Here is a 23,365-nt window from a genome sequence, read left to right on the forward strand (position 1 = left end):
CGTGAGCGACCTGGAAATCTAAAGGTGGATAAAGGGGCCGCAGCCCCCTCTTTTCCAGACCGGAGACACTGGCCTCAGTGCGGCCAGATGGCCGCTGTGCCTGTTGTCAGAATCCCAGGCTGGCCAGCAGGTCGTCGACCTGTGACTGGTCGGTGACCACGTCTGTGGTGTTTTCGGGGTCCACCACCGGCCCTTGCAGATGACCGCGCGGGGCCTCAATCGCCACAGGCACCTGTACATTGGGGGGTGCTGTCTGGATGAGCAACTGAACGAGCTGTTCCTCAATGGTCGCCGCGAGATTCACCACGCGCGCAATCACCTGACCGGTCAGGTCATGGAAGTCCTGGGCCATCATGATCTCGGTCAGATGGGTATCCGCTTCTTTGGTCACACGCTCTACATCGGTGAGGAAATTCATGATTTCCCCCTTCGCCACGGCTGCCACGGGATCCTTGACCAACGAAGTCACGACGCGGCGGGTTTCTGTGGCGATGAAGTCATGCTGCGCTTTGGCCTGTTCCACGCGGTTGAGCACCTTCTCTGCGGCTTCTCCGGTCAGGCGGGCGATGTAGGACAGCCGGCTCTGTGCATCGGGCAGTTCACCCATGGAGCCACGCAGCTTGTCTGCATAGCCCAGCTCATTCAGCGAGTCATGCAGCTGGCGGGTCAGCTGGCCGATTTTGTGGTGAACATCGGCAGGCTGGCTGTTGTCCGGTGTGTCGTCCATGGTGTCATAACCCCATCTTCTTCAGAATCAAGGTCACTTTCTCTTCGAGCGTTGCCTTGGTGAAGGGTTTGACGATATAGCCTGCAGCGCCACCTTGGGCTGCTGCCACGATGTCTTCCTTGCGTGCTTCGGCTGTCACCATCAGAACGGGCAGGTGTTTGAGTTTGTCGTCCTTTTTGATCTCGGCCAACAACTGGAAGCCGTTCATGTTGGGCATGTTGATGTCGGTCACCACAAAGTCGAACTTGCTGTTGCGCAGCTTGTTGAGTGCGGCCACCCCATCTTCGGCCTCGTCGGCATCGGCAAACCCGCTTTCTTTGAGCAGATTGCGCACAATGCGCCGCATGGTGGAGAAGTCGTCAACGATCAAAAAACGAAGGGCTGTGGTCACTTGGGACCCTTTCGGTCGGAAATAGCTGTAAGTATTGTCATGGGAGGCAGGTTTGGTGACAAGTCGTAACTGTTACCTGCTTGGGGGGGATTTTCCCGCTTTTCATTCAACAGTTCTGTGGAAGTGATTTCGGGGATCCCTTTGCCCATGAGTCGTTCTTCGGCCTCTCGGGTCAGCACCGTGATGGTGATGCGCCGATTGGCGGGTGCGCGCGGGTTGTTGGGCTCCAGCAGATCGCTGGCTGCCAAACCCACCACACGGCCCAGTTTAGCGTCTGGCATCCCTGCTGAGACCAGCTCCCGGCGCGTGGCGTTGGCGCGGTCGGCCGATAGCTCCCAGTTACTGTAGCCCCGCTCGCTGTTGCCATAGGGCACTGCGTCGGTGTGACCTGCCAGGCTGATGCGATTTTCGACGCCACCCAGCGCCGCGCCGATTTCCCGCAGGATGTCGCGCATGTAGGGTTTTACCAACGCACTTCCGCTGTCGAACATGGGTCTGTTCTGGTCATCGATGATCTGAATCTGCAGGCCATCGGGCGTAATGTCGATGCGGATCTGTGACTTGTATTCGTTCAGACGTGGATTTTCTGTGATGAGCGCATCGATCTTGGCCTCCAGAGCCTTGATGCGGTCCTGGTCCTGTTTTGCGCGTTCGGCCCTGGCGGCATCAATGCTCATCCGGCGTTGCTTGGCCTCTTCCACATCGGAGCGCCGCACTTGGCCATGCACCTTGGCCAGATCATTTCCCCCGCCTGGAATCACGCTGGAGCTGTTGCCAGCCCCGTCGCCGCCCGTCATGGCAACCTTTAGCGGAGACGAAAAATACGCGGCAATCCCCTGCAACTCCCCCTTGGCTGTGGAGCCCAGCAGCCACATCAGCAGGAAAAACGCCATCATGGCCGTCACAAAGTCGGCATACGCGATCTTCCACGCGCCACCATGCACCGCATGGCCGCCTTTCTTGATGCGCTTAATGATGATGGGCTGGAGTTTCTTTTCTGCCATGGCGTTATGGGCGGTTGTTTAGGCGGGCCTGCGCCGCTATTTTTTGCCCTTGACGTGTCCTTCCAGCTCTGAAAAGCTGGGGCGGACGTTGGAGAAAAGCACCTTGCGGCCAAACTCGATGGCTGTGGCCGGGTTGTAGCCCTGCATACTGGCCAGCAGAGTGGATTTGATGCACTGCAACTCCTTGGCTGCGTCCTCGGTCTTTTGTTCGACCAGGCCGCCCAGAGGCTCGACCACGCCGTAGGCCAACAGAATCCCCAGGAACGTACCCACCAGCGCTGAGCCGATCATGCCGCCCAGCACGGACGGCGGCTGGCCCACCGAGCCCATGGTGTTCACCACGCCCAGCACGGCTGCCACAATCCCGAAGGCGGGCAGGGCGCCTGCCAAGCGGGCCAGGGCTGCCACAGGGGCGTGCGCTTCTTGGTGGTGGGTGTCGATCTCGCTGTCCATCAGCGCTTCTATTTCGTGCGAGTTCAGATTCCCCGACACCATCATGCGCAGGTAGTCGGTGGTGAATTCGATCACGTGGTGGTCGCTACCGACAGTGGGATATTTCTTGAAGATCTCGGATTCGTGCGGTGCCTCGACATCTTTCTCAATCGCCATCAGCCCTTCCTTGCGGGCCTTCTGCAGGATGTCATAGAGCATGGCCATCAGTTCCATGTAACGCTCTTTGGTGTATTTGGACCCCTTGAGCGCCATGGGCAGGGCTGCCAGGGTGGCCTTGATCACCTTGGGCTGGTTGTTCACCACGAAGGCGCCTAGCGCACCACCCAGGATGGTGACGATCTCGAAGGGCAGTGCCTTCAAGATCACGCTGATATTTCCCCCGTGCATGATGTACACACCGAAGATGCAGCCTAGGCAGACGACGTAACCGATGATGACGAACATGCTTTAGACGTGTTGGGCGGCAGCTGAGGCAAAAACAGAGGGTCCGATCCGACAGGACCGCACGCAGGCAACGGGTTTACCGAAGGTTACTGTAAATGTATCGGATTGCCGAGTGTGAAATGTCTTAAGAGAGCCGACAACACGCGGCTTCTCTGGGAAATGACGTAACAACGACGGGGGGCGCGCCGGTAGCACGGTGGGCCCTCCCTATTGCGGGCTCCCGCACCATGGATTCTGGGTTGCGGGTGGTGGTGTCTTTACATAGGGCTGCCTGCTGGAATCCACGGGATGGTTTTTGCCATCCTTGTGACAAACGGTCGGTGTTGGTTGGAGGGCCGCGCCCGCAGAGGCTTTGGCGATCTCCGCATTTGGGCTGTATTTCTGCGGTGAAAGTACCTTTTGATGCAGTGCGTCTGCACTATGCTGCGGGCATGAAAGCCGTACTGCTCGCGGGGGGGCTGGGAACCCGCATCTCGGAAGAGTCGCACCTGCGTCCCAAGCCCATGATCGAGATCGGTGGGCGGCCCATCCTTTGGCACATCATGAAGATGTATGCCGCCCATGGCGTCAACGACTTCATCATCTGCCTGGGTTACCGGGGCTATGTGATCAAAGAGTATTTCGCCAACTACTTCCTGCACATGTCGGACGTGACCTTCGACATGGCCAACAACCGCATGGAAGTGCACCACCGCCACGCCGAACCCTGGCGCGTGACCCTGGTGGACACGGGCGAAAGCACCATGACCGGCGGGCGCCTGCGCCGGGTGCAGGAATATTTGCCTGCGGGCGAGCCCTTCTGCTTTACCTATGGCGACGGCGTGGCCGACCTCGATATGGCGGCCCAGTTCGCCTTCCACCGCGCCCACGGCCGCCAAGCCACGGTGACGGCCGTGCAGCCGCCCGGCCGCTACGGCGCACTGGTCCGTGACGGCGACACCGTGGCCGGGTTCGAGGAAAAACCCCGTGGCGATGGCGGCTGGATCAACGGCGGTTTTTTTGTGCTGCAGCCCGAGGTGATCGACCTGATCGATGGCGACGCCACCAGCTGGGAGCTGGAGCCCATGGCAAACCTGGCCACCAGCGGCCAGCTGCGCGCCTTTGAACACACCGGCTTCTGGCAGCCCATGGACACGCTGCGCGAGAAGAACCTGCTCGAAGACCTGTGGCAAACCGGCCAGGCGCCATGGAAGTCTTGGTAGAAAAGCATGCGTCCTGACCCCGAATTCTGGCGCAGCAAGCGCGTGTTGCTCACGGGCCACACCGGCTTCAAAGGTGCGTGGCTGGCCCTGTGGCTGCAGCGCCTGGGCGCCCAGGTGACCGGCGTATCACTGCCGCCCGCCACCGAACCCAATCTGTTCACCCTGGCCCAGTTGGCGCAGTCAGGCCTGGATATCGAGAGCCATTTTTGTGACATCCGCAACGCCCAGGCCCTGGCCCTGCGCGTGCGCGCGGCCCGGCCCGAGGTGGTACTGCACCTGGCCGCGCAGGCGCTGGTGCGGCCCGGCTACGCGGCACCGCTCGACACCTTTTCCACCAACGTCATGGGCACGGCCCATGTACTCGATGCCGTGCGCGGGCTGGCCGGCGTGCGCGTGGCCGTGGTGGTGACCACCGACAAGGTCTACCGCAACCACGAATGGGCCTACCCCTACCGCGAAGACGATGCCCTGGGCGGGCATGACCCCTACAGCGCCAGCAAGGCCGCCGCCGAGCTGGTCACGGCCAGCTACCGAGATTCCTTTTTAGACGCACAGGGCATCGCCGTGGCCACCGCGCGTGCGGGCAACGTGATTGGCGGCGGTGACTGGGCGCAAGACCGCCTGCTGCCCGATGCTGTGCGCGCCTGGGAGAAGGGCGCAACCTTGCACATCCGCCGCCCTCAGGCCACGCGCCCCTGGCAGCACGTGCTGGAGCCGCTGGCCGCCTACCTGCGCCTAGCCCAGTGCCTGTGGGAATCGCCCGCGCTGGCTGGTGCCTACAACTTTGGTCCGCTGCCGCACGAGGCGGCTACCGTCAAAAATGTGGTCGAATTGGCCTCTAGCGCTTATCCATCAAGCGCTACAAGCTATGAAAACGAGAGTGATGGCCCCCACGAAGCAGGCTGGCTGGCGCTGGAAACCGCCCACGCCCGTCAGTCGCTGGGCGTGGCCCCGCACTGGGCGCTGACCACGGCCGTGGCGCGCACCATGAACTGGTACCGCCAGCAACACGGTGGCGCCGACGCCCGCGCGCTGTGCCTGGCCGACATCGACGCCTGGGAGGCGCGCCCATGAGCCGCCTGACCCTGGCGCCGCTGCCTGTAGCCGGGCTCTTCCGTGTGGTGCGTCAGCCCCTGGTGGACGAACGCGGCTTTTTTGCCCGCATGTTCTGCGCCGAGGAGCTGGCCGGTGCTGGGTGGGCAGCGCCCATCGCGCAGATCAACCACAGCTACACAGCGCTGAAAGGCACCGTGCGCGGCATGCACTACCAAAAGCCACCGCACGCCGAGATGAAACTCGTGAGCTGCCTGCGTGGCGAGGTCTGGGATGTGGCCGTGGACCTGCGCCAGGGCTCGCCCACCTTTTTGCAGTGGCATGCCGAGCATTTATCCGCAGACAACGGCAACGCGCTGCTCATCCCGCCCGGTTTTGCCCACGGCTTTCAGGCGCTTGCCGACCATGCAGAGCTGCTGTATTGCCACTCAGCCGCCTATGCCCCAACGGCCGAAGCGGGGCTGCACCCGCTCGACCCACGGCTTGCCATTGCCTGGCCCCTGCCCGCAGGGCAGATGTCGCCGCGCGACGCGGGCCAGCCGTGGTTAACCGAAGAATTCGAAGGAGTGCGCCTGTGAAGTGCCGACACTGCGGCAGCCCGCTGCAACTGCCGTTTCTGGACCTGGGCAGCGCGCCCCCGTCCAATGCCTACCTGAGCGAGGCCGCGTTGCGCGCGCCCGAAACCTGGTTCCCGCTGCGCCTCTTGGTCTGCGAAACCTGTTGGCTGGTGCAGACCGAGGACCACGCCGGGCGCGAGGCGCTGTTCACCGACGACTACGCGTATTTCAGCTCGTTCTCCTCGTCTTGGCTGGCCCATGCCAACGCCTATGTTGAAGCGATGCGCGAGCGGCTGGGCCTGACCGCCGATAGCCGCGTGGTCGAGGTCGCGTCGAACGACGGCTACCTGCTGCAGTACGTGCAGGCCGCAGGCATCCCCTGCTACGGCGTGGAGCCCACTGCCAGCACGGCGGCGGCGGCCCGCGCCAAGGGCATTGAGGTGGTGGATCGGTTCTTTGGCGTGGCGCTGGCCGACGAGCTGGTAGCGGCCGACCGCCAGGCCGACCTGATCGCCGCCAACAACGTGCTGGCCCATGTGCCCGACATCAACGACTTTGTGGGCGGCTTCACGCGCCTGCTCAAGCCCCAAGGCGTGGCCACCTTCGAGTTCCCGCACCTGCTGCGCATGGTGGAGGGCTGCCAGTTCGACACGGCTTACCACGAGCACTACTCCTATCTGTCGCTCACGGCAGTGCAGCGCATCTTTGCGGCCAATGGCCTGGTGGTGATCGACGTGCAGGAGCTGCCCACCCACGGCGGCAGCCTGCGCGTGCTTGCCGCCCGTGCCGACGCCGTGGGCCGCCCCCAGGCCAGCGCGGAAGGCGCCGCGCGCGTGCAGCAACTGCTGGCCACCGAGGCAGCGGCGGGCATGCTGGGTGCCGGTTTTTACAGCGATTTCCAGGCCCAGGCCATACGGGTAAAGCGAGAGCTGCTCACATTTTTGCTGCAATGCCAGGCCGACGGCATCACCGTGGGCGCCTACGGCGCTGCGGCCAAGGGCAACACCCTGCTCAACTTCGCCGGTGTGCGGCCCGACCTGTTGCCGTACGCGGTGGACAAGAACCCTGCCAAACAGGACCAGTACCTGCCCGGCAGCCGCATCCCGGTGGTGAGCGAGGCGCACCTGCGCACGCACCGGCCCCAGCGCGTGCTGATCCTGCCCTGGAACCTGCGGGACGAAGTCAGCGCCCAGCTGGGCTACATCCGCGAATGGGGCGGGCGATTCGTCACTGCCGTTCCCCGCCTTGACATCTGGTAGTTGCCTGGCAACCACCACTTCATTTGACACCCACCCACAAAGGAGACAGCCATGATCCCAATGTTCAAACCCCTGATCGAACAAGAAGAAATCGATGCCAGCCGCGAATCGCTGGAGATGGGGTGGCTCGGCATGGGCAGCTACGTGTCCGGCTTTGAAAAGAAGGTCAAGGAGATCCTGCAGGCGCCTGACCGCCACGTGGCGGCCGTCAGCACGGGCACTGCCGGCCTGCACATCGCGCTGCTGCTCGCAGGCGTGGGTCCGGGTGACGAGGTGATCGTGTCGGCATTCAACTGCTCGGCCGACTACCAGGCCATCACCTGGGTGGGCGCGGACATCGTGTTTTGCGACTGCACCGACGACACGCTGGAGCTGGACCTTGCCAAGGCCGAGTCCCTGGTGAGCCCGCGCACCAAGGCCGTCATCGTGATGGACTACGACTGCATCATCAGCAACCACGAGGACATCGCTGCATTTGCCGAGCGCCACAAGCTGCGCGTCATCCACGACGCGGCCCACTCGTTCGGCTCCAGCTACAAGGGGCGCATGGTCGGGAGCTTCTCGGACATTTGCGTCTTCAGCCACGACCCGGTCAAGACCGTGACCTGCCTGGATGGCGGCACCATCGTCGTGCGCACCGAAGAGGAATTGCGCCGTGTGCACGAGCTGCGCCTGCTGGGTATGCAGCAGCCCGCCGAGGTGATGTACCAGAACAAGCGCGCCTGGACGTTCGACGTCGAGCGCGTGGGCTTTCGCTACCACATGCTCAACATGCACGCGGCCATCGGCCTGGCGCAGCTGGGCAAGCTCGACGTGATCAAGTCGAGCCGCCAGGCGGCATCGCGCCGGTATAACGAAAAGCTCAAAGGCATTGCGCAGGTGCGCACGCCGGTGACGGACTTTGCCGACGTCAACCCGTTCCTGTACTACATCCGCGTGCCGGCCGAGCACCGCGATGCGCTGCGCGACTTCCTGAAGGCCAATGGCGCAGACACGGGCATCCACTGGCAGCCGGGACACTGGTTCTCGTTGTGGAAGGACTGCAGGGCGGGGGATCTGTCGGTCACGGACAGCGTGGGTAAGGGGATTCTCTCGTTGCCCCTGCACTCGCGCATGGAGCTTGAGACCGTTGACGCCGTGGCCGAGCAGGTGCGCCGCTACTTCGAGCAAGTCTGAAGAACAAGGGGCGGTCATGCATACACCAACCCCTGGACAGCAGCTTTTCGCTGCAATCAAGCAGACTGCCCGCGCCGGTCAGCCGGGGCTGTTGCTGCCGGTGGGGCACCCGCTGAGAGCGGTGGTCCGGCCGATAGCCACCGTGCCCGGGCACACCGATGCCATCGACGTGCAATTGCTGACCGACTGGCGCAACCGCCACGTCAAGTCCTTCCTCACCGAGTTCGTCTCCACCCCCGAGCGCACCGCAGCTTGGCTGGCCGCAGGGGTGCATCAGAACCCGGGCAAGATGCTGTTCATGGTCGAGACGCTGGCTGGCGAGCGCGTGGGGCATGTGGGTCTGGGCTTCATCGACTGGCAGCGTGGGTATGGAGAGGCAGATGCCATCGTGAGCGGGGGGGCGTCGCCTCCGGGGTTGATGAAGGCCTCGCTGCTGGCGTTGATGCGCTGGGCACGCGACGCCCTGGGATTGCAGACCCTGGCAGTGCGGGTGCGGTCAGACAACCCGGCGGTCGAGTTCTACCGCAAGGTGGGTTTTCAGGAGTACCAGCGCGTACCCATCGTCGCCACGACCGTACCGGGTGGTGTGGACTGGAGTGAAGACCCGGGTGCCCTGGGTGCGCCTGCCAGCCTGGTGTATATGCAGCTGCAGTTGCCCAACGCCTGAGTTGTTCTGCCGCAAGGCATAGAGGGAATCCGACCATGGAAATCTTGCGGATGGATCGCGACCGGTTACTGCGCTATGTGGTGCAGCAATTGCGCAATGCCCTGCCTGATGACTTCGACCCGCGCCCCGACATCGACGCGCACCTAGACGAGGCGCTGGCTCGCCTGCAGATCTGCATCGACGCCGTGCGGCCCTGGCGCCAGGGCTGCTTCGACCCTCTGCACTCCACGCAGTACTGCAGCTTTCTCTACTTTCTGGCGCACACCATCTGGCGCAGCACCGGCAACGCAGACACACCCACGCGGCTCTTCTTGCTGAACAAAGCCTTGAACGGCATCGATCTGTTCTACGAGATCGAGATGCCGCCGGTGTTCTTCATCGGCCATTCCGTCGGCGTCGTCTTTGCCAAGGCCACCTACGGCAACTACCTGGTGATCTACCAAAACTCCACCGTGGGCAAGAACCACGGCGTGGCGCCTGTGCTGGGGCAGGGTGTCGTGATGTACCCCGGCACCGCCATCATCGGCGGCTGCCAGGTGGGCGACGCCACGGTGCTCTCGCAGGGCACGAGCCTGGTCAACACCGACACGCCGGGGCATTGCACGGTGTACCCGGCAGAGGCCGGCAAGGTGACCTTCAAAACCACCCGGCGCGACGCCCTGCAGGACATCTTCCGGCTCTGACGCGCGGGCGCGCGTCAGTCCCGGACTGCGCGCGTCAGCCGCCCGCGACGCCCATCCCCATCGCCTGCGTGGCGTGCTGCAGGTAGGTCACGGCAAACTCGGTATGTCCGTGGGCATGTTCCACCTCGGCCAGGCAGGCCAGGGCCACGGGGTCGTGCGGCACGGCGCTGAGCACCAGCTCTGCCAGCTCGGTCACGGCCACCCAGTGGCTGCCCACGACCGCTTGCGCCGGTGCCCCAGCAGGGGTGGGCGAGGCCGACGGTGCGGGCGGCGCTGCCTTGGCCTTTTCCACCAGGTCCTGCAGGACCTGGTGGGCTTCGTGCAGGCTCACCCGCTGGCCGGGCTTCAGGCCCACGCCGGGCACCGGGGGCTGCGTCCATTCCTGTGGGTATTGTTGCACCCAGGCCTGGATGGCTTGCTCCTGCGCCTCGGGGTCATCGGGGTGTTCGGCCCGGGCCAGCCACTGCAGCCACATCACCCGCAGGCCCTCGCCGAAGAGCTGGTTGTACAGGTCCTCGCGCATCAGGGGCGAGTTCTCCGTCTCGCCGCGCAAGCTCAGCCGCAGGTCGTTGAGCGCTGGCACATCAGCTGCCAGGCCCGCCGCGATGCGCACGTAGTCGTCGGGCGTTTCGGCCAGCCACTCGGTGCGGCCCAGGTAGGTGAGCATGCCCACCCCCATGCGGCTCTTAAAGCTCTCGCCCACCATGGAGACGATGGGCACGCCCATCCACAGCACGTCGAAGGTGGTGGTGCCGCCCGTCAGCGGAAACGGGTCCAGCGCAATGTCGATGCGGTGGTAGGTGAGGTACTGGTTGTCGTGGCTGAGCGCCACCAAGTCTACGCGCGCCGGGGGCAGGCCCAGCCGCTCGCAGCGGTCGCGGTAGGCCTGCGCGAACTCGGGGCGGTCCAGGTTTTTGCCTTCGATCAGCAAGCGAGACTGCGGTACGGCGGCAAGAATCTTGCCCCACAGCGCCAGCACCTCGTCCGTGAGCTTGCCCAGGTTGTTGCAGCTGCCGAAGGTGACGAAGCCGTTGCTCACCGCTGGCGACGTGCGCACCTGGTAGCGCGGCTGGTAGCGCCACAGGGGGTTGCGACTCATGGGCCGGTAGCACGCAAACAGCGTCGGCAGCCGGTACAGGTGCTCGGTGTACTGCGCCTCGGCCCCGGGCGGGTCGGTGATCTCGTCGGAGAATTTGTAGTCCACGGCCTCCAGGCCGGTCGTGGCCGGAAACCCCAGCCACGACACCTGCACCGGCGCGGGCTTGTGGGCCAGGGCCAGCAGCCCGTTGTTGCCGGTGTGGCCGGCCAGGTCGATCAGGATGTCGATGTCGTGAGCGTGGATGGCCTTCGCCTGCTGCTCCGGCGTGAACCCGGCCAGCCGCACGAAATGATCGACATGGCGCTCTACGCGGTCCGAGACATGGTCGGACCGAGGGAACAGGTAGAAGGCGTAGACCTCGAACTGCCGGCGGTCGAGCTGTGCGAGCAGGCCCTCCACCGAGTACATCACCGCATGCACCCGGAAGTCAGGCGACAGGAACCCGATCTTCAGGCGCCGCCACGGCGGGCCGCGGTGCGCGTCGAAACTGGGCCACTCAGGCCGCAGCGGGGGCTCGAACACGCTGCCGAAGTGCCGCGCCGCCACCGACAGCTGGGACGCATCCACCTGGGGGTCCGCCAGCATGAACAGCAGCCTGTTGGTGTAGTTGCCCGGGTCGTTGGGGCGCAGCGCGATGGCTTTTTCGCAGTCTTGCACGGCCTCGCGCACCTGGCCCAGTTCGCGCCGGTGGATGGCGCTTTGCATCAGGGCCGCCACCTGGTCGTGGAGCGTGTCCGCCAGCTTGGCCGCTTCCTGGCTGGCGGCAAAGCCCTTGTCGTGCAGGTTGATCAGGTAGCAGCACTCGGCCAGCTTGATCCAGGCAATGGCCTGCAGGGGGCGCAGGGCGCACACTTTCTCCAGCAGCGGCAGGGCATCGATGTTGTAGGCGTGCTCGATCAGGATGTTGGCGTAGTTGACGAGCAGCTCGGCATCGTCCGGCCAATAGATCCGCGCCTGCTTGTAGGCCTTGAGCGCGGCATCGAAGTTGCGCTCTTTGTTCAGCGAGAAGCCGAGCAGCCGGTGTGCGGTGAGGTGCTGCCCGTTCTTGCGCAGCGTCTGGCGGCACAGGCGGGTGAGGAGGGGCCAGTCAGCGGCGGTGAGCGCCGCACGCAGGCGGGCGTCGTCCTGTTCGGTGTGTTTGGGTTGCACGTTGTGGCCGATCTCCGGGCAAAGGGGCTTCAATGCGGCAGTGTGCCATGCACAAAGGCAAAGGGGCCCGTCGGGGCCCCTTTGTCGTCGTCATCGTTCCACCACCAGCGGGGGGGGCTTACTTGAGCAGCGAGAGCACGCCCTGCGGGATCTGGTTGGCCTGGGCCACCATGGCGGTGCCAGCCTGTTGCAGGATCTGGGCGCGCGACAGGTTGGCGGTTTCGGCCGCGAAGTCGGCATCCTGGATGCGCGAGCGCGAGGCCGAGAGGTTCTCGGACGTGATCTGCAGGCTTGAAATGCTGGTCTCAAAGCGCGACTGCATGGCGCCGAGCTTGGCACGTTCGCCGCTGATGAAGGCCAGTGCGGAGTCCACGGTCTTCAAGGCGTCGGTCGCGTTGGTGAAGGTGGTCACATCGAGGTTGGCCACCGTGTGCAGCGACGAGCCGCCGTTGTCCAGCTGGTTGCTGGTCGACGTCAGGGCGAACGACTTTTCCGAGTCCAGGGTGATGTAGCCACCGGTGGAGACGTTTTCAGCCGTCGAGTCGGCAGCCAGCGTCTGCGCAGTGCCGTTGCTGGCGCCAGCAGCGTCGTAGCCCGTCACCGTCACCGCTGCCGCATTGGCGTTCAGGGTGTCGCCGATCACGATGTCGTTGCCGGTGGCGTTGGTCAGGATGATCTGCGTGCCGTCCGAGCTCAGCGAGGCGTTGATGCCTGTCTTGGCCGATTGCTCGTTGATGGCTGACACTGCGGGCGACAGGCGGTCGGTGCCGGTGGCGGAGGTCAGCGTGAAGGACACGGTGCGGGCGGCGCCCACGTTGTCGCCTTCGAGCGTCAGCGAGTACGAGCCGGCCGATGCCATGCCAGCCAGGCGCACTTCGGTGCGGGCCGTGGCGGTGACGCCGGTCGTGGATTGCAAGGAGTTGACCTGGTCGGCCGTGGCCTTGGCGGTGGCGTTCGATCCCACAGTCATGGTGCCGGTGCCCAGGTAGCCGCTGATGGACACCGCGCCGCTGGTCACGCCGTTGGAGACGGGCGTGGTGCCGCTGACGGCAGCTTGTGCGCCGATGCCGGAGCCGTTGGAGGCGACGTTCTGGTTGTTGCCGTAGACGCTGGTGCGCAGGTTGGCCGTGGCCGCTACGATGGTCTGGTTGGCATTGGCGCCGACCTGGAACTGCTGCGTACCAAAGGTGCCGTCCAGCAATTTCTGGCCGTTGAATTCCGTCGTTTGCGAAATGCGGTCCAGCTCTGCTACCAGCTGACCCACTTCCTGCTGTAGGGCCTGGCGGTCACCAGCGCTGTTAGAGGCATTGGCCGACTGCACTGCCAATTCGCGGACTCGCTGCAGGATATTGCCAGCCGACCCCATCGCACCTTCAGCCACCTGTGCCAGTGAAATCCCGTCGTTCGCATTGCGAACCGCTTGGTTCAGGCCTCGGATCTGGCTGGTAAACCGCTCAGAGATGGCCAAGCCGGCGGCATCGTCTTTGGCGCTGTTGATACGGAGGCCCGATGACAGGCGCTGGATGGCTGTATTGAGCGACATCTGGCTGGTGCCCAGATTACGCTGTGCAGTCAGCGAGCTGATATTGGTGTTGATGGTTGCTGCCATGGCGAAACTCCTTAACGTCGCAAGACGGATCTGTTTGCCGGTTCAAGCGCACCCGTCCGGCTGTCAATGGGGGAACGATGGATGAATTGTGGAGATGCTGCTTTTGGCCGTTGGGGAGATAAGCGGCAAAAAAGTCGTGCAACTTGTGCGTTTGCCCCTCAAGTTTTCCGGCGGCGACCCGAAAACAATTGCAACGGTCCGTAAGCGGTCCGCCGTTCACCAGATGGCCTTCAGCGCTGGGAACCCTGGAGGCCAGCATGGGTGCTGGCGCCCCCGGCCGGCGGCAACGCCATATTCAGTCAGTTCTTTTCTGGAGATTTGCAATGGCTTCCACCATCAATACCAACATCGCCTCGCTCACTGCCCAGCGCAACCTGGGTATGAGTCAGACTTCTCTCAATACCTCGATTCAGCGCCTGTCGTCGGGCCTCCGTATCAACAGCGCCAAAGACGATGCCGCCGGCTTGGCGATTTCCGAGCGTTTCACTAGCCAGATCCGCGGCCTGAACCAAGCGGTTCGCAACGCCAACGACGGTATCTCCCTGGCGCAAACCGCTGAAGGCGCGCTGAAGGCCTCCGGCGACATCCTGCAACGTGTGCGTGAACTGGCCGTGCAATCGGCCAACGCCTCCAACAGCGCTGGCGACCGCCAAGCCCTGCAGTCGGAAGTCGGCCAGCTGGTCTCCGAACTGGACCGTATCTCGCAAACCACAGAATTCAACGGCGCCAAGTTGCTGGACGGCAGCTTCGGCACGCAACAATTCCAGGTGGGTGCCAATGCCAACCAGACCATCGTGGCGGCCACCGGCAACCTGCGCACCAGCGTCTACGGCAACAACCAGAACGTCGCCTCCAACGGCTCCGGCATCGGCGCACAAGCCCCTGCCAGCGGCACCACGGCTGTGAACAACGGTGTGACCAGCGGCGCGGTGTCCATCAGCGGCTACTTGGGCACCGGCAGCCTGACCGTGGCCTCGAGCGCCACTGCCAAGGGCACGGCCGACCAGATCAACGGTATCAAGGCCACCACCGGCGTGACCGCCACGGCCCGTACCGAAGTGCGCCTTGCTGGCATGGCATCGGCTGGCTCCTACTCGCTGACACTCGAAGGCGACAACGTGGGCGCCGCCCGCACCGTGTCCTTCACGCTGACCTCCGCCACCGGCACCGACCGCCTGTCGGCCGCTGTGTCCGCCATCAACGACCAGACCGCCAAGACCGGTATCAACGCTTCGCTGAGCTCGGACGGCACGCAAGTGATCCTGACCAACGCCACCGGCAATGATATTGTGGTCGGCGACACCGCCAACGCCAACGCTGCTGCCGTCACGGTGACGGGCTACGACGCCGCAGGCGCCAGCAACGGCACGGCCCGCACGCTGGCCGCCGATACCACGGCAGAAAACGTCTCCACCGGTGGCTACATCACGCTCGACTCGGAAAAGTCGTTCGCCCTGACCTCCGCCAGCAACCAGCTGGACGCCGGCGGCTCGTCGCTGCAAACGGTGGCCAACCTGGACGTGACCACGTTCGGCAACGCCACCAACGCCCTGAAGACAGTGGACTCCGCCCTGTCCTTCATCAACGGTGAACGCGCCAAGCTCGGTGCTCTGCAATCGCGCTTCGAAACCTCGATCAGCAACCTGCAAGTGACGTCGGAAAACCTGTCTTCTTCGCGCAGCCGCATCCTGGATGCCGACTTCGCTGCAGAAACGGCCAACCTGTCGCGCTCGCAGATCCTGCAACAGGCCGGCACGGCGATGGTGGCTCAGGCCAACCAGTTGCCCCAAGGTGTGCTGGCCCTGCTGCGTTAATTGGCAGTGGGCTAGGCGGTCAGGGCGTTGCAGCGTCCTTACAGGACCTCGGCGGCGGCAGATAATTCTGTCGCCGCCCTTTCGCTTTCTGGAAGGCGGGTGCCAGGACCGCTGGATAAGACAGGTTTCCTGGTGTGAATACGGACGATGCTGGCGGCCATTCGGCGCCATAATTTCCGTTGAACCAGTTCAGGAGGTTGGTATGGCCACGATTTCATCTGTAGGTGTCGGCACGAGCGGACTTGACGTCAAGAGCATTATTACCAAGTTGGTTGAGTTGGAAAAAGAGCCCCTGAACAAGCTCACCTTGCAGGCAGCCACGGTCAAAACCAAGATATCGGCCTATGGCCAAATCAAGTCGCTGGTGTCCACGCTGCAAGATGCAGCGAGCAAGCTCACCAGCGTCACCGGCTGGAATGGCGTCAGCACCACCTCTTCAGACTCCAAGTTCGTTTCCGCCTCCGCGGTGGGAGGGACACTGCCCACCACTTTCAGCGTTGAGGTGCAAAGCTTGGCCAAGGCGCAAGCCACCGCTTCGGCGGCATTGTTGCCTGTGGGGGGGGCGCTAGGCTCCGGAACCTTGCGCCTGGAGTTGGGTAAATGGAGCGTGGCCCCCGCATCTTTTACCCCGGGCAGCGGCCAGCCTGTGGACATCACCATCAGTGCCAGCGACAAACTGGCGGATGTCGCCAGCAAGATCAACGGCGCCAATGCTGGCGTGACGGCCTCTATCCTGACCGACGCCTCTGGTGAGCGCCTGCTGTTGCGCAGCAAGACCACTGGCGAAGACGCCGGGTTTCGTTTGAGCGCGCTGGAAGACGGTGACATCGACCCACTGAGTGCTGGCAACACGGACGCAACGGGGCTGTCGCGTTTGGTGGCGGGCACCACGGTCACGCAGGCAGCCGCTAATGCCAATGCCACTGTCAATGGTATTGCGGTGTCCTCTGGTACCAACACTTTTGCTTCTACCATTTCGGGTGTGACGTTCAAAGCCGAGCAAGTCACTACGGCGCCTATTGAAATCACGGTGGGCAAGGACGACTCGGCGATCCAAAGCAACATCGATGGGTTCGTGAAAGCCTATAACGCTGTCAACCAGTTGCTTCAGGACGCCACGAAGTACGACGCCAAGACCGGCACGGCAGGTCTTCTGCAGGGGGATGCAACGGCGGTAGCTTTGCAAAATTCCTTGCGCAACGTAATCCAGTCGGTCACGACAGGGGGCGCGGCGTTTCAGCGTCTGGCGGATGTGGGAATCACCCAGCAACTCGGAGGCGATTTGGCGGTAGACACTACCAAGCTGAACAAGGCGCTTGCCGCATCGCCTGATGATGTCAAAAATCTGTTCCGTAGTACGGGCGGTGGGGCCGCAGATGGCATTGCGGTGCAGCTGAAGGCGCTCACTACCAATTTGTTGTCCAACGCCGGATTCTTTAAATCCAAGGATGACACCTTGCAGCTGAATCTGAAGCGCAATGGCCAGGACCAAACCCGGGTGAATGAGCGGGTGGATGCTTTTGAGAAGCGGATCACGCAGCGCTACAACGCGCTCGACACGCAGATGAGTAGCCTCAATGGACTCAACGCCTACATCGCGCAGCAGGTGACAGCGTGGAATAAATCAAACGGTTGATGGGGCTTCAGTTTTTCTGGCGCAGGCCGATAACTTAAGTAATACCTCGGAAGGATTGTCAGCATGTTCAGCGCCTACAGCCCCCGTGCAGCCAACGCTTACCAGCGCATCAACGTAGAGACCAGCATGCACACGATCGACCAGCACCAGCTGGTCAGTCTGCTGTATGAAGGTGTTCTCAACACGATTGCCACAGCCCGCGGCGCCATGGCGCGTGGCGATGTGCTGGGCAAGGTCAACGCCATTTCCAAGGCGATCCGGATCCTCGAAGAGGGCCTGAGCACGTCGCTCGACAAGGTCGATGGCGGCGAACTGGCCGAAAATCTGGGTGCCCTCTACGACTACTGCATCCACCGCCTCATATTGGCCAACGCCCGCAATGACGACGCCATGATGCAAGAGGTGATGCGGCTGATTGAGCCCGTGGCGCTGGGTTGGAGTGAAATCAAGAAGTCGGGCACCGGCGCTGCCGAAACGCCTGCCTCGGGCCAGCCAGTGCTGGTGGAGGCCTGACCATGTCACATATGTTGATTGACTACTACAAAGCGATTGAAGACAGCAGTGCCAAGATGCTGGAGGCTGCCAAGCTCAAGGATTGGGATGGGGTGGTTCGCTATGAGGGGGCCTGTGCCGTGCTGATTGAGCAGCTGCGGTTCAAGTCGCAAGAACACGATTTGTCGCCCGAGCACCGCGGCGAAAAGACGCGCATCATGCAGCGCATCCTGCGCAACGATGCTCAGATCCGTTGCTTGGCCGAGCCTTGGCTGGCCCAGTTCGAGCATCTGTTCGAAGGGCAGCCTCAGATGATGCACTGAGGCCCACAGCGGGGCGCTTGCTAGGCCCTGGTGGGTAATTGGGATGAAATGAGCCGGAGGCGCTTGAAATGAAAGCGCTAGTAGCTACAAAAAAGATAGTGAAACTGCTGGCGGTTGCAGCAATGCACGCAAGGCACTAAAAAGCCACTCTGTTGCAGGGTGGCTTTTTCAATTGGAGGCCGGATCTGATGTATGTGCTTGCCAAATAAGCGCTGCTAGCTATCAAATGCAGAGCAAATGGGCGATGCAGGTGGTGACGGCGGGCGTGCCGCCCTGGCGATCTGGGGCTGCGCTCGTGCTGAATGCTGTCAGCCGTCTTCAAACCTGCATGTTCATGATGTCGGTGTAGGCCTGCACCATACGGTTGCGTACATGCAGTGTGGCCTGAAAGCCGATCTGGGCCTTCTGGATGGCCACCATGGTTTCTTCCAGGCTCACGGATGGATTCTCCAGTTGCACTTCTTTCTGCAACTCGGACGAACGATTTTGCGAAGCGCTCACTGATTGAAGGGCGCCTTTGAGAGCGCCTGAAAATCCGACCTCTTCCCCCGTGTTTTGCGGCGCTGCAGCACGACGCGCCACGCCAGCGCCCGAGAGAGGGGCGGTTGAGCTTGTGATGCGAAGGTCCATGGCGGTATCCGTAGGGAATGGCGGTATGCTGTGTATCCTAGCCCCCGCCTCAGGGTTCATCGTTTTGAATTGATGGACAAACGGGTGGCTTATCCAGCGAATATTTTGGAGTCGAGACCGAATAATCGACTCCACGCTTTGGTCTTTGCCAGGCCTGATTTACTGGAAAGCAAGATGTCTGCTGTTGCTGAAGTCCCTCTCAATCCGCTACCGTCGCCGGCCAGTCCCAACTGGCTGCAGCGACTGTCTGCCCTCGACAGAGCGCAGCGCATGCGGCTGGGTGTGGGTGTGGCGCTGCTGGTGGCGGCTGCTGTGGCGGCCATTGTTCTGGGGCGTCAGCCTGACTACCGGGTGCTGTTTGCCAACCTGAATGACAAGGATGGCGGCGCGGTTGTGGCCCAACTGTCACAAATGAATGTGCCGTACAAGCACGCAGAGGGTGGCGGCGCCATTCTGATTCCTGCCGACCGTGTGCACGATGTGCGCCTTCGTCTGGCCACCCAGGGTCTGCCCAAGGGGTCGGTGGCTGGTTTCGAATTGATGGAATCCAGCAAATTTGGGATGACGCAGTTTCAGGAGCGTCTCAACTTTCAGCGGGGGTTGGAGGGTGAACTCACTCGTTCCATCCAGGCGCTCTCTTCGGTGCAGGGTGCACGCGTGCACCTGGCGCTTCCCAATCAGAATGGTTTTTTCCGCGAACAGCAAAAGCCGTCGGCTTCGGTGTTGGTGAGTCTGCATCCCGGCCGTATCTTGGATCGTGCCCAATTGGCAGGCATCGTGCATTTGGTGGCTTCCAGCGTGCCAGAGCTTGCGCCCTCTGCTGTCAGTGTGCTGGACGACACGGGCAAGTTGCTGTCCCAGTCGCCAGACAATGCCGCAGGCTCTGAAGTCAATGCGCAGCAGCTGCTGTATGTGCAGCAGATCGAGCAGCAGTACACCCGCCGTATCATGGACATCCTGGAGCCCGTGGTGGGTCGTGACAACGTCAAGGCGCAGGTGACCGCCGAGGTGGATTTCACGCAGACGGAGTCCACATCGGAGCAGTTCCGCCCCAATCAGACACCCGACTCCAGCGCGATCCGCAGCCAGCAGGTGCTGGAAAGCCGGGGTAGTTCCAACAAGACGGCCACGGGCGTTCCAGGCGCTGTCGCCAATCAACCTCCAGCCCCCTCTGCGGCACCGATCAACGGCGCCAACCCGACCCCCAACGCGGGCGGACAGCAGGGAGCCGAAGAGCAAACCAACAAGCGCGAGTCGACCACCAACTATGAAGTGGATAAAACCGTGCGTGTCACACGGGGCAGTGCGGGTGCAGTCAAGCGACTGAGCGCTGCCGTGGTGGTCAACTACCAGTCGAGCGAAGACAAGGGCAAGACGGTGACCAAGGCGCTCACGCCCGAGCAGGTGGAGCAAATGACAGCACTGGTGCGCGAAACCATTGGTTTTAACCGTGAGCGGGGCGATTCGGTCAATCTCATGAACACCCCGTTCCAGGTGACTGCCGCGCCGACCAATGACATTCCGTTGTGGAAGCAGTCCGAGGTGGTGGATCTGGCCAAGACTTTCGCTTGGCCCGTGGGTGCGGTTCTGTTTGCGGCCCTGGTGCTTTTCGGTCTGGTGCGGCCTGCCCTGAAGGGGAGCGCTCCCGTCAAGTCCGGCGCCAAGCCTGCGGCTGGCGGCCAACTGGATGCGCTGGAGGCAGAAACGCCCGAGCGCCCAGCGCTGCCCGCGCCCTCCAAGAGAGACGAGGTGGTGCCCGCGACGCCAGAGCAGTTGCGTCTGGAGGACGCCCGCGTGCTCGCCAAGGAGAATCCGGTCGCGGTGGCCAACATTCTCAAGACCTGGCTGAACGGCGACCCCGTCTAGCCATCGATTGCACGGACAACCACCATGGACGATCAAGGCCTCCACGATGCTGCCATCATGCTGATGTCCCTCGGCGAAGAGGAGGCGGCCGAAGTTTTTAAGCACTTTTCTCCCAAGGAAGTGCAGAAGTTGGGCGAAACCATCGCGCGCATGCGCTCGGTCTCGCGCGAGAAGGTGGATGAGGTCATCAACAAGTTTTCGAATGCGGCCGCCGCGCAGAGCCTGTTGGTGTCCGATACCGGCAATTACGTGCGCGCCGTCCTCAAGCGCGCATTGGGTGACGACAAGGCGGGGCTGTTGATTGACCGCATCCTGCAGGGCGGGGATGTTTCCGGCATCGAAAGTCTCAAGTGGATGGACCCCCTCTCTGTGGCCGAGCTGCTGCGCAATGAGCATCCGCAGATCGTGGCCGCCATCCTCGTGCATCTGGACAGCGATCAGGCTTCTGGCATTTTGATGCACCTGACAGACCGTCAGCGCAGTGAAATCTTGTTGCGCGTGGCCACTCTGGAGGGTATTCAGCCCACGGCACTCAAGGACCTCAACGAGGTGCTGTTCAAGGTGTTGGCGGGTGGCGACAAGATCCGCAAGAGCTCGTTGGGTGGGGTCAAGGCGGCTGCAGAAATCATCAATATGCTGGGCGGTAATATGGATGCCGTGGTGCTGGAGTCCATTCGTGGCTATGACCCGGAACTGGCCCAGAAGATCATGGACAAGATGTTCGTGTTCGAAGATGTGCTCAAGCTCGACGACAAGGCCATCCAGACCGTGCTCAAGGAAGTGGCGTCCGAGACCCTCATTGTTGCTCTCAAGGGCGCCGTGCCAGAGCTGCGTGAGAAGTTCCTGTCGAACATGTCCTCGCGTGCTGCCGAAGCGCTGCGGGAAGACCTCGAGTCTCGGGGCCCGATGCGGTTGTCCGAGGTCGAATCACAACAAAAAGAAATTCTCAAGACGGTGCGTCGTCTCTCGGACGAAGGCCAGATCATGATCAGTGCGGGTGGTGACGATGCCTTCGTCTAGCCAGCGCTCTTACTCGCGCTTCATCCCCAGCGAAGAGGTGGGCGATTTCACGCAATGGAAGTTTGGCGCGGTAGATGGCTCTGATCTTGTGGAGCCTGAACCCGAGCCAGATCCCATTGCTGAAATCCCGGCCGAGATCGATGAGGCTGCGCAGCAGGCGCTTGTTCAGCAGGCTTGTGATGATGCGTATGCCGAAGGTTTTGCGCAGGGGCAGGCGGAGACTGGGCTGGAGTGGCAGCGGCGCATGGATGAATACATTGCCCAGCAGGGGCAGGAGGCGGCACAACGTCTGCTAGGGGTTTTGCAAACGTTGGATGCGAGCCTGATCGACATGCAACAGCAAATGGCGCAGCAAGTGCTGGAGTTGGCGTGCGACATTGCACGCCAGGTGGTTCGCCAAGAGCTGTCCGTCAATCCCAATGCCTTGCAGCCTGTCGTGCGGGAAGCTGTCGGCATGTTGGTGACCGAGGGGCGGCCCGCCACGGTGCGATTGAATCCGGTCGACATGGAAGCGATGGCGGAGCCTTTGCGCGAGGAGATGGATGCCCCGGGCGTTCAATGGATGGCGGACGCTGCGGTGCCTGCGGGTGGCTGCCTTGTGGAATCCGCTGGAACGGTGGTGGATGGAAGCATTGACAAGCGCTGGCAGCGCGCGATTGCGGCGCTGGGGCTCCAGTCGCCGTGGAGTGAGGGTGATGGCAATGACCGTTGAAGCCCCTTCCGACTGGACGCGCTTCATGGATGACGCGCGCGAGCGCGTGGCCGAGCGCGCACCGCTGGAAACGCGTGGCACGCTGACCCGCCTCACGGGCCTGGTGCTGGAGGCTGTAGGGATTCGTGTGCCAGTAGGGTCTCAGTGCATGGTGCAGATGCCTGGACATTATCCCGTGCTCGCCGAGGTGGTGGGTTTTTCGGCCGACCGCGCGTTTTTGATGCCTGCGGGCGATATCCACGGGCTGTCCAGCGGGGCCAGCGTGGTCCCCGCAGCACCCTATGTTCCGATGCCCCGTTTGGGCGAGCCCCCACGGCCCGTGCAGCGTGCGGGCGTTTTGCGTTTGCCGATGGGCGACGGTTTATTGGGGCGGGTGGTGGACGCCCAGGGCTTGCCGTTGGACCATGGCGGTCCTGTGCAGGATGTGGTTTCAGAGCCTATGGGGCGCCGGCAGATCAATGCCATGGACCGTGACCCGGTCCGGGAGCCGCTGGATACCGGGGTTCGCGCCATCAATGCCCTGTTGACCGTAGGGCGGGGCCAGCGGCTGGGTTTGTTCGCAGGCTCAGGGGTGGGGAAAAGTGTGTTGCTGGGCATGATGGCCCGTTACACCCGGGCGGATGTCATTGTGGTCGGGCTCATTGGCGAGCGAGGCCGCGAAGTCAAGGAGTTCGTGGAGGACATTCTGGGCGAAGAAGGCCGGGCACGCTCTGTGGTGGTGGCTGCGCCTGCCGACGCACCTCCGCTGTTGCGCATGCAGGGCGCTGCCTATGCCACGGCCATTGCCGAGCATTTTCGCGACAAGGGGCAGCATGTGCTGCTGCTCATGGATTCGCTCACCCGCTATGCGATGGCTCAGCGTGAGATTGCACTGGCCATCGGCGAACCTCCCGCAACCAAGGGGTATCCGCCGTCGTGTTTTGCCAAGCTGCCACAGCTGGTGGAGCGCAGTGGCAATGGCCTGCACGGGGTAGGTTCCATCACGGCTTTTTATACCGTACTGTCGGAGGGCGACGATCAGCAGGACCCTATTGCCGATGCGGCGCGCGCCATTTTGGATGGGCATATCGTCTTGTCGCGGGCGCTGGCGGAGACGGGACATTTCCCCGCCATTGATATCGAGCAATCGGCCTCGCGGGTGATGCACAACGTGGTGTCGCGCGGTCATTTTGATTTGGCCAGGCGCTTCCGCGCGGTGTACTCGCGCTATCAGAAGAGCCGTGATCTGGTGCAGGTAGGCGCGTACATGAGTGGTTCAGATCCCGCGCTGGATGAGGCGATCCGCTTGCAGCCGCAGATGGCGAGCTTTCTGCAGCAGGACATGTTCGAGGCTGCTTCCATGGACCAGAGCGTAACGGCCATGGCGTCGGTTCTGGATCGTTGAACTGCACAGGTAGTT

Annotated in this window: 22 protein-coding genes; 15 read left to right on the forward strand and 7 right to left on the reverse strand. The window is 62.7% G+C overall.

Going from position 1 to position 23,365, the window contains the following annotated elements; all coding sequences use genetic code 11:
- Positions 1 to 106: 106 nt before the first annotated feature.
- Genes CLU85_RS03545 through motA form a run of 4 tightly spaced genes read right to left on the reverse strand, consistent with a single transcriptional unit; the run spans position 107 to position 3,019 of the window.
- Complete coding sequence (locus CLU85_RS03545) at positions 107 to 727, reverse strand: protein phosphatase CheZ (protein WP_100409077.1); 621 nt, start codon at positions 725 to 727, stop codon at positions 107 to 109.
- A 4-nt stretch (positions 728 to 731) separates the two neighbouring features.
- Positions 732 to 1,118, reverse strand: coding sequence for a chemotaxis response regulator CheY (gene cheY / locus CLU85_RS03550; RefSeq protein ID WP_010466076.1), 387 nt, complete (start codon positions 1,116 to 1,118; stop codon positions 732 to 734).
- Complete coding sequence (gene motB / locus CLU85_RS03555; RefSeq protein WP_232727718.1) at positions 1,115 to 2,122, reverse strand: flagellar motor protein MotB; 1,008 nt, start codon at positions 2,120 to 2,122, stop codon at positions 1,115 to 1,117. Before motB ends, cheY begins: the two co-directional genes overlap by 4 nt.
- 36 nt (positions 2,123 to 2,158) lie before the next feature.
- Entirely contained in the window at positions 2,159 to 3,019 is an 861-nt protein-coding gene (gene motA, locus CLU85_RS03560; RefSeq protein ID WP_100409078.1) for a flagellar motor stator protein MotA, read from the reverse strand.
- 431 nt (positions 3,020 to 3,450) lie between these two features.
- Between motA and rfbF the strand changes: the two genes are divergently transcribed.
- Genes rfbF through CLU85_RS03595 form a run of 7 tightly spaced genes read left to right on the forward strand, consistent with a single transcriptional unit; the run spans position 3,451 to position 9,616 of the window.
- Positions 3,451 to 4,221, forward strand: coding sequence for a glucose-1-phosphate cytidylyltransferase (rfbF, locus tag CLU85_RS03565; RefSeq protein WP_100412356.1), 771 nt, complete (start codon positions 3,451 to 3,453; stop codon positions 4,219 to 4,221).
- Positions 4,222 to 4,227: 6 nt separating this feature from the next.
- Positions 4,228 to 5,295, forward strand: a complete 1,068-nt coding sequence (rfbG, locus tag CLU85_RS03570) for a CDP-glucose 4,6-dehydratase (RefSeq protein WP_100409079.1) — start codon at positions 4,228 to 4,230, stop codon at positions 5,293 to 5,295.
- Entirely contained in the window at positions 5,292 to 5,852 is a 561-nt protein-coding gene (locus tag CLU85_RS03575; RefSeq protein WP_100409080.1) for a dTDP-4-dehydrorhamnose 3,5-epimerase family protein, read from the forward strand. The genes rfbG and CLU85_RS03575 overlap by 4 nt, the downstream gene beginning before the upstream one ends.
- Positions 5,849 to 7,090: a class I SAM-dependent methyltransferase gene (locus tag CLU85_RS03580; protein ID WP_100409081.1), complete on the forward strand. Its 1,242-nt coding sequence runs from the start codon at positions 5,849 to 5,851 to the stop codon at positions 7,088 to 7,090. Before CLU85_RS03575 ends, CLU85_RS03580 begins: the two co-directional genes overlap by 4 nt.
- A gap of 51 nt (positions 7,091 to 7,141) precedes the next feature.
- A complete protein-coding gene (locus CLU85_RS03585; RefSeq protein WP_100409082.1) occupies positions 7,142 to 8,266 on the forward strand; it encodes a DegT/DnrJ/EryC1/StrS aminotransferase family protein in 1,125 nt (374 codons plus the stop codon).
- Positions 8,267 to 8,282: 16 nt separating this feature from the next.
- The gene (locus CLU85_RS03590; protein ID WP_100409083.1) at positions 8,283 to 8,933 is read left to right on the forward strand and encodes a GNAT family N-acetyltransferase; all 651 of its coding nucleotides are present in this window, start codon (positions 8,283 to 8,285) and stop codon (positions 8,931 to 8,933) included.
- 35 nt (positions 8,934 to 8,968) lie between these two features.
- Entirely contained in the window at positions 8,969 to 9,616 is a 648-nt protein-coding gene (locus tag CLU85_RS03595) for a hypothetical protein (RefSeq protein ID WP_232727719.1), read from the forward strand.
- A gap of 34 nt (positions 9,617 to 9,650) precedes the next feature.
- On the opposite strand, the gene CLU85_RS03600 is transcribed toward CLU85_RS03595, so the two are convergent.
- Together CLU85_RS03600 and CLU85_RS03605 are read right to left on the reverse strand one after the other, a co-directional pair.
- Positions 9,651 to 11,864: an acetylglucosamine transferase gene (locus CLU85_RS03600; protein WP_100412358.1), complete on the reverse strand. Its 2,214-nt coding sequence runs from the start codon at positions 11,862 to 11,864 to the stop codon at positions 9,651 to 9,653.
- A gap of 118 nt (positions 11,865 to 11,982) precedes the next feature.
- Positions 11,983 to 13,473: a flagellin gene (locus tag CLU85_RS03605; RefSeq protein WP_100409084.1), complete on the reverse strand. Its 1,491-nt coding sequence runs from the start codon at positions 13,471 to 13,473 to the stop codon at positions 11,983 to 11,985.
- Between the two features lie 323 nt (positions 13,474 to 13,796).
- Here CLU85_RS03605 and CLU85_RS03610 point away from each other — a divergent pair, with 323 nt between their 5' ends.
- The 4 genes from CLU85_RS03610 to CLU85_RS03625 all read left to right on the forward strand — a co-directional run bounded on the left by CLU85_RS03610 (position 13,797) and on the right by CLU85_RS03625 (position 17,738).
- A complete protein-coding gene (locus CLU85_RS03610; RefSeq protein WP_100409085.1) occupies positions 13,797 to 15,287 on the forward strand; it encodes a flagellin in 1,491 nt (496 codons plus the stop codon).
- A 202-nt stretch (positions 15,288 to 15,489) separates the two neighbouring features.
- Entirely contained in the window at positions 15,490 to 16,923 is a 1,434-nt protein-coding gene (fliD, locus tag CLU85_RS03615; protein ID WP_100409086.1) for a flagellar filament capping protein FliD, read from the forward strand.
- A 63-nt stretch (positions 16,924 to 16,986) separates the two neighbouring features.
- A complete protein-coding gene (gene fliS / locus CLU85_RS03620) occupies positions 16,987 to 17,436 on the forward strand; it encodes a flagellar export chaperone FliS (RefSeq protein WP_100409087.1) in 450 nt (149 codons plus the stop codon).
- A 2-nt stretch (positions 17,437 to 17,438) separates the two neighbouring features.
- Positions 17,439 to 17,738 (forward strand): flagellar protein FliT, encoded by a 300-nt coding sequence (locus CLU85_RS03625; protein WP_100409088.1) that lies wholly within the window; start codon positions 17,439 to 17,441, stop codon positions 17,736 to 17,738.
- 318 nt (positions 17,739 to 18,056) lie between these two features.
- Here CLU85_RS03625 and fliE read toward each other — a convergent pair whose 3' ends face one another.
- Positions 18,057 to 18,368, reverse strand: a complete 312-nt coding sequence (gene fliE / locus CLU85_RS03630) for a flagellar hook-basal body complex protein FliE (RefSeq protein WP_100409089.1) — start codon at positions 18,366 to 18,368, stop codon at positions 18,057 to 18,059.
- A 174-nt stretch (positions 18,369 to 18,542) separates the two neighbouring features.
- On the opposite strand from fliE, the gene fliF reads away from it, so the two are divergent.
- The 4 genes from fliF to fliI are packed head-to-tail and all read left to right on the forward strand — an operon-like array spanning position 18,543 to position 23,350.
- Positions 18,543 to 20,234, forward strand: coding sequence for a flagellar basal-body MS-ring/collar protein FliF (gene fliF / locus CLU85_RS03635; protein WP_100409090.1), 1,692 nt, complete (start codon positions 18,543 to 18,545; stop codon positions 20,232 to 20,234).
- 24 nt (positions 20,235 to 20,258) lie between these two features.
- Positions 20,259 to 21,254 (forward strand): flagellar motor switch protein FliG, encoded by a 996-nt coding sequence (gene fliG, locus CLU85_RS03640; protein ID WP_100409091.1) that lies wholly within the window; start codon positions 20,259 to 20,261, stop codon positions 21,252 to 21,254.
- Positions 21,241 to 21,966, forward strand: a complete 726-nt coding sequence (locus CLU85_RS03645) for a flagellar assembly protein FliH (RefSeq protein WP_100409092.1) — start codon at positions 21,241 to 21,243, stop codon at positions 21,964 to 21,966. Before fliG ends, CLU85_RS03645 begins: the two co-directional genes overlap by 14 nt.
- Complete coding sequence (fliI, locus tag CLU85_RS03650; RefSeq protein WP_100409093.1) at positions 21,956 to 23,350, forward strand: flagellar protein export ATPase FliI; 1,395 nt, start codon at positions 21,956 to 21,958, stop codon at positions 23,348 to 23,350. Before CLU85_RS03645 ends, fliI begins: the two co-directional genes overlap by 11 nt.
- The last annotated feature ends 15 nt before the right edge of the window (positions 23,351 to 23,365 follow it).

Origin of the sequence: Acidovorax sp. 69 (assembly GCF_002797445.1) — a bacterium.
Classification (GTDB): Bacteria; Pseudomonadota; Gammaproteobacteria; order Burkholderiales; family Burkholderiaceae_C; genus Acidovorax.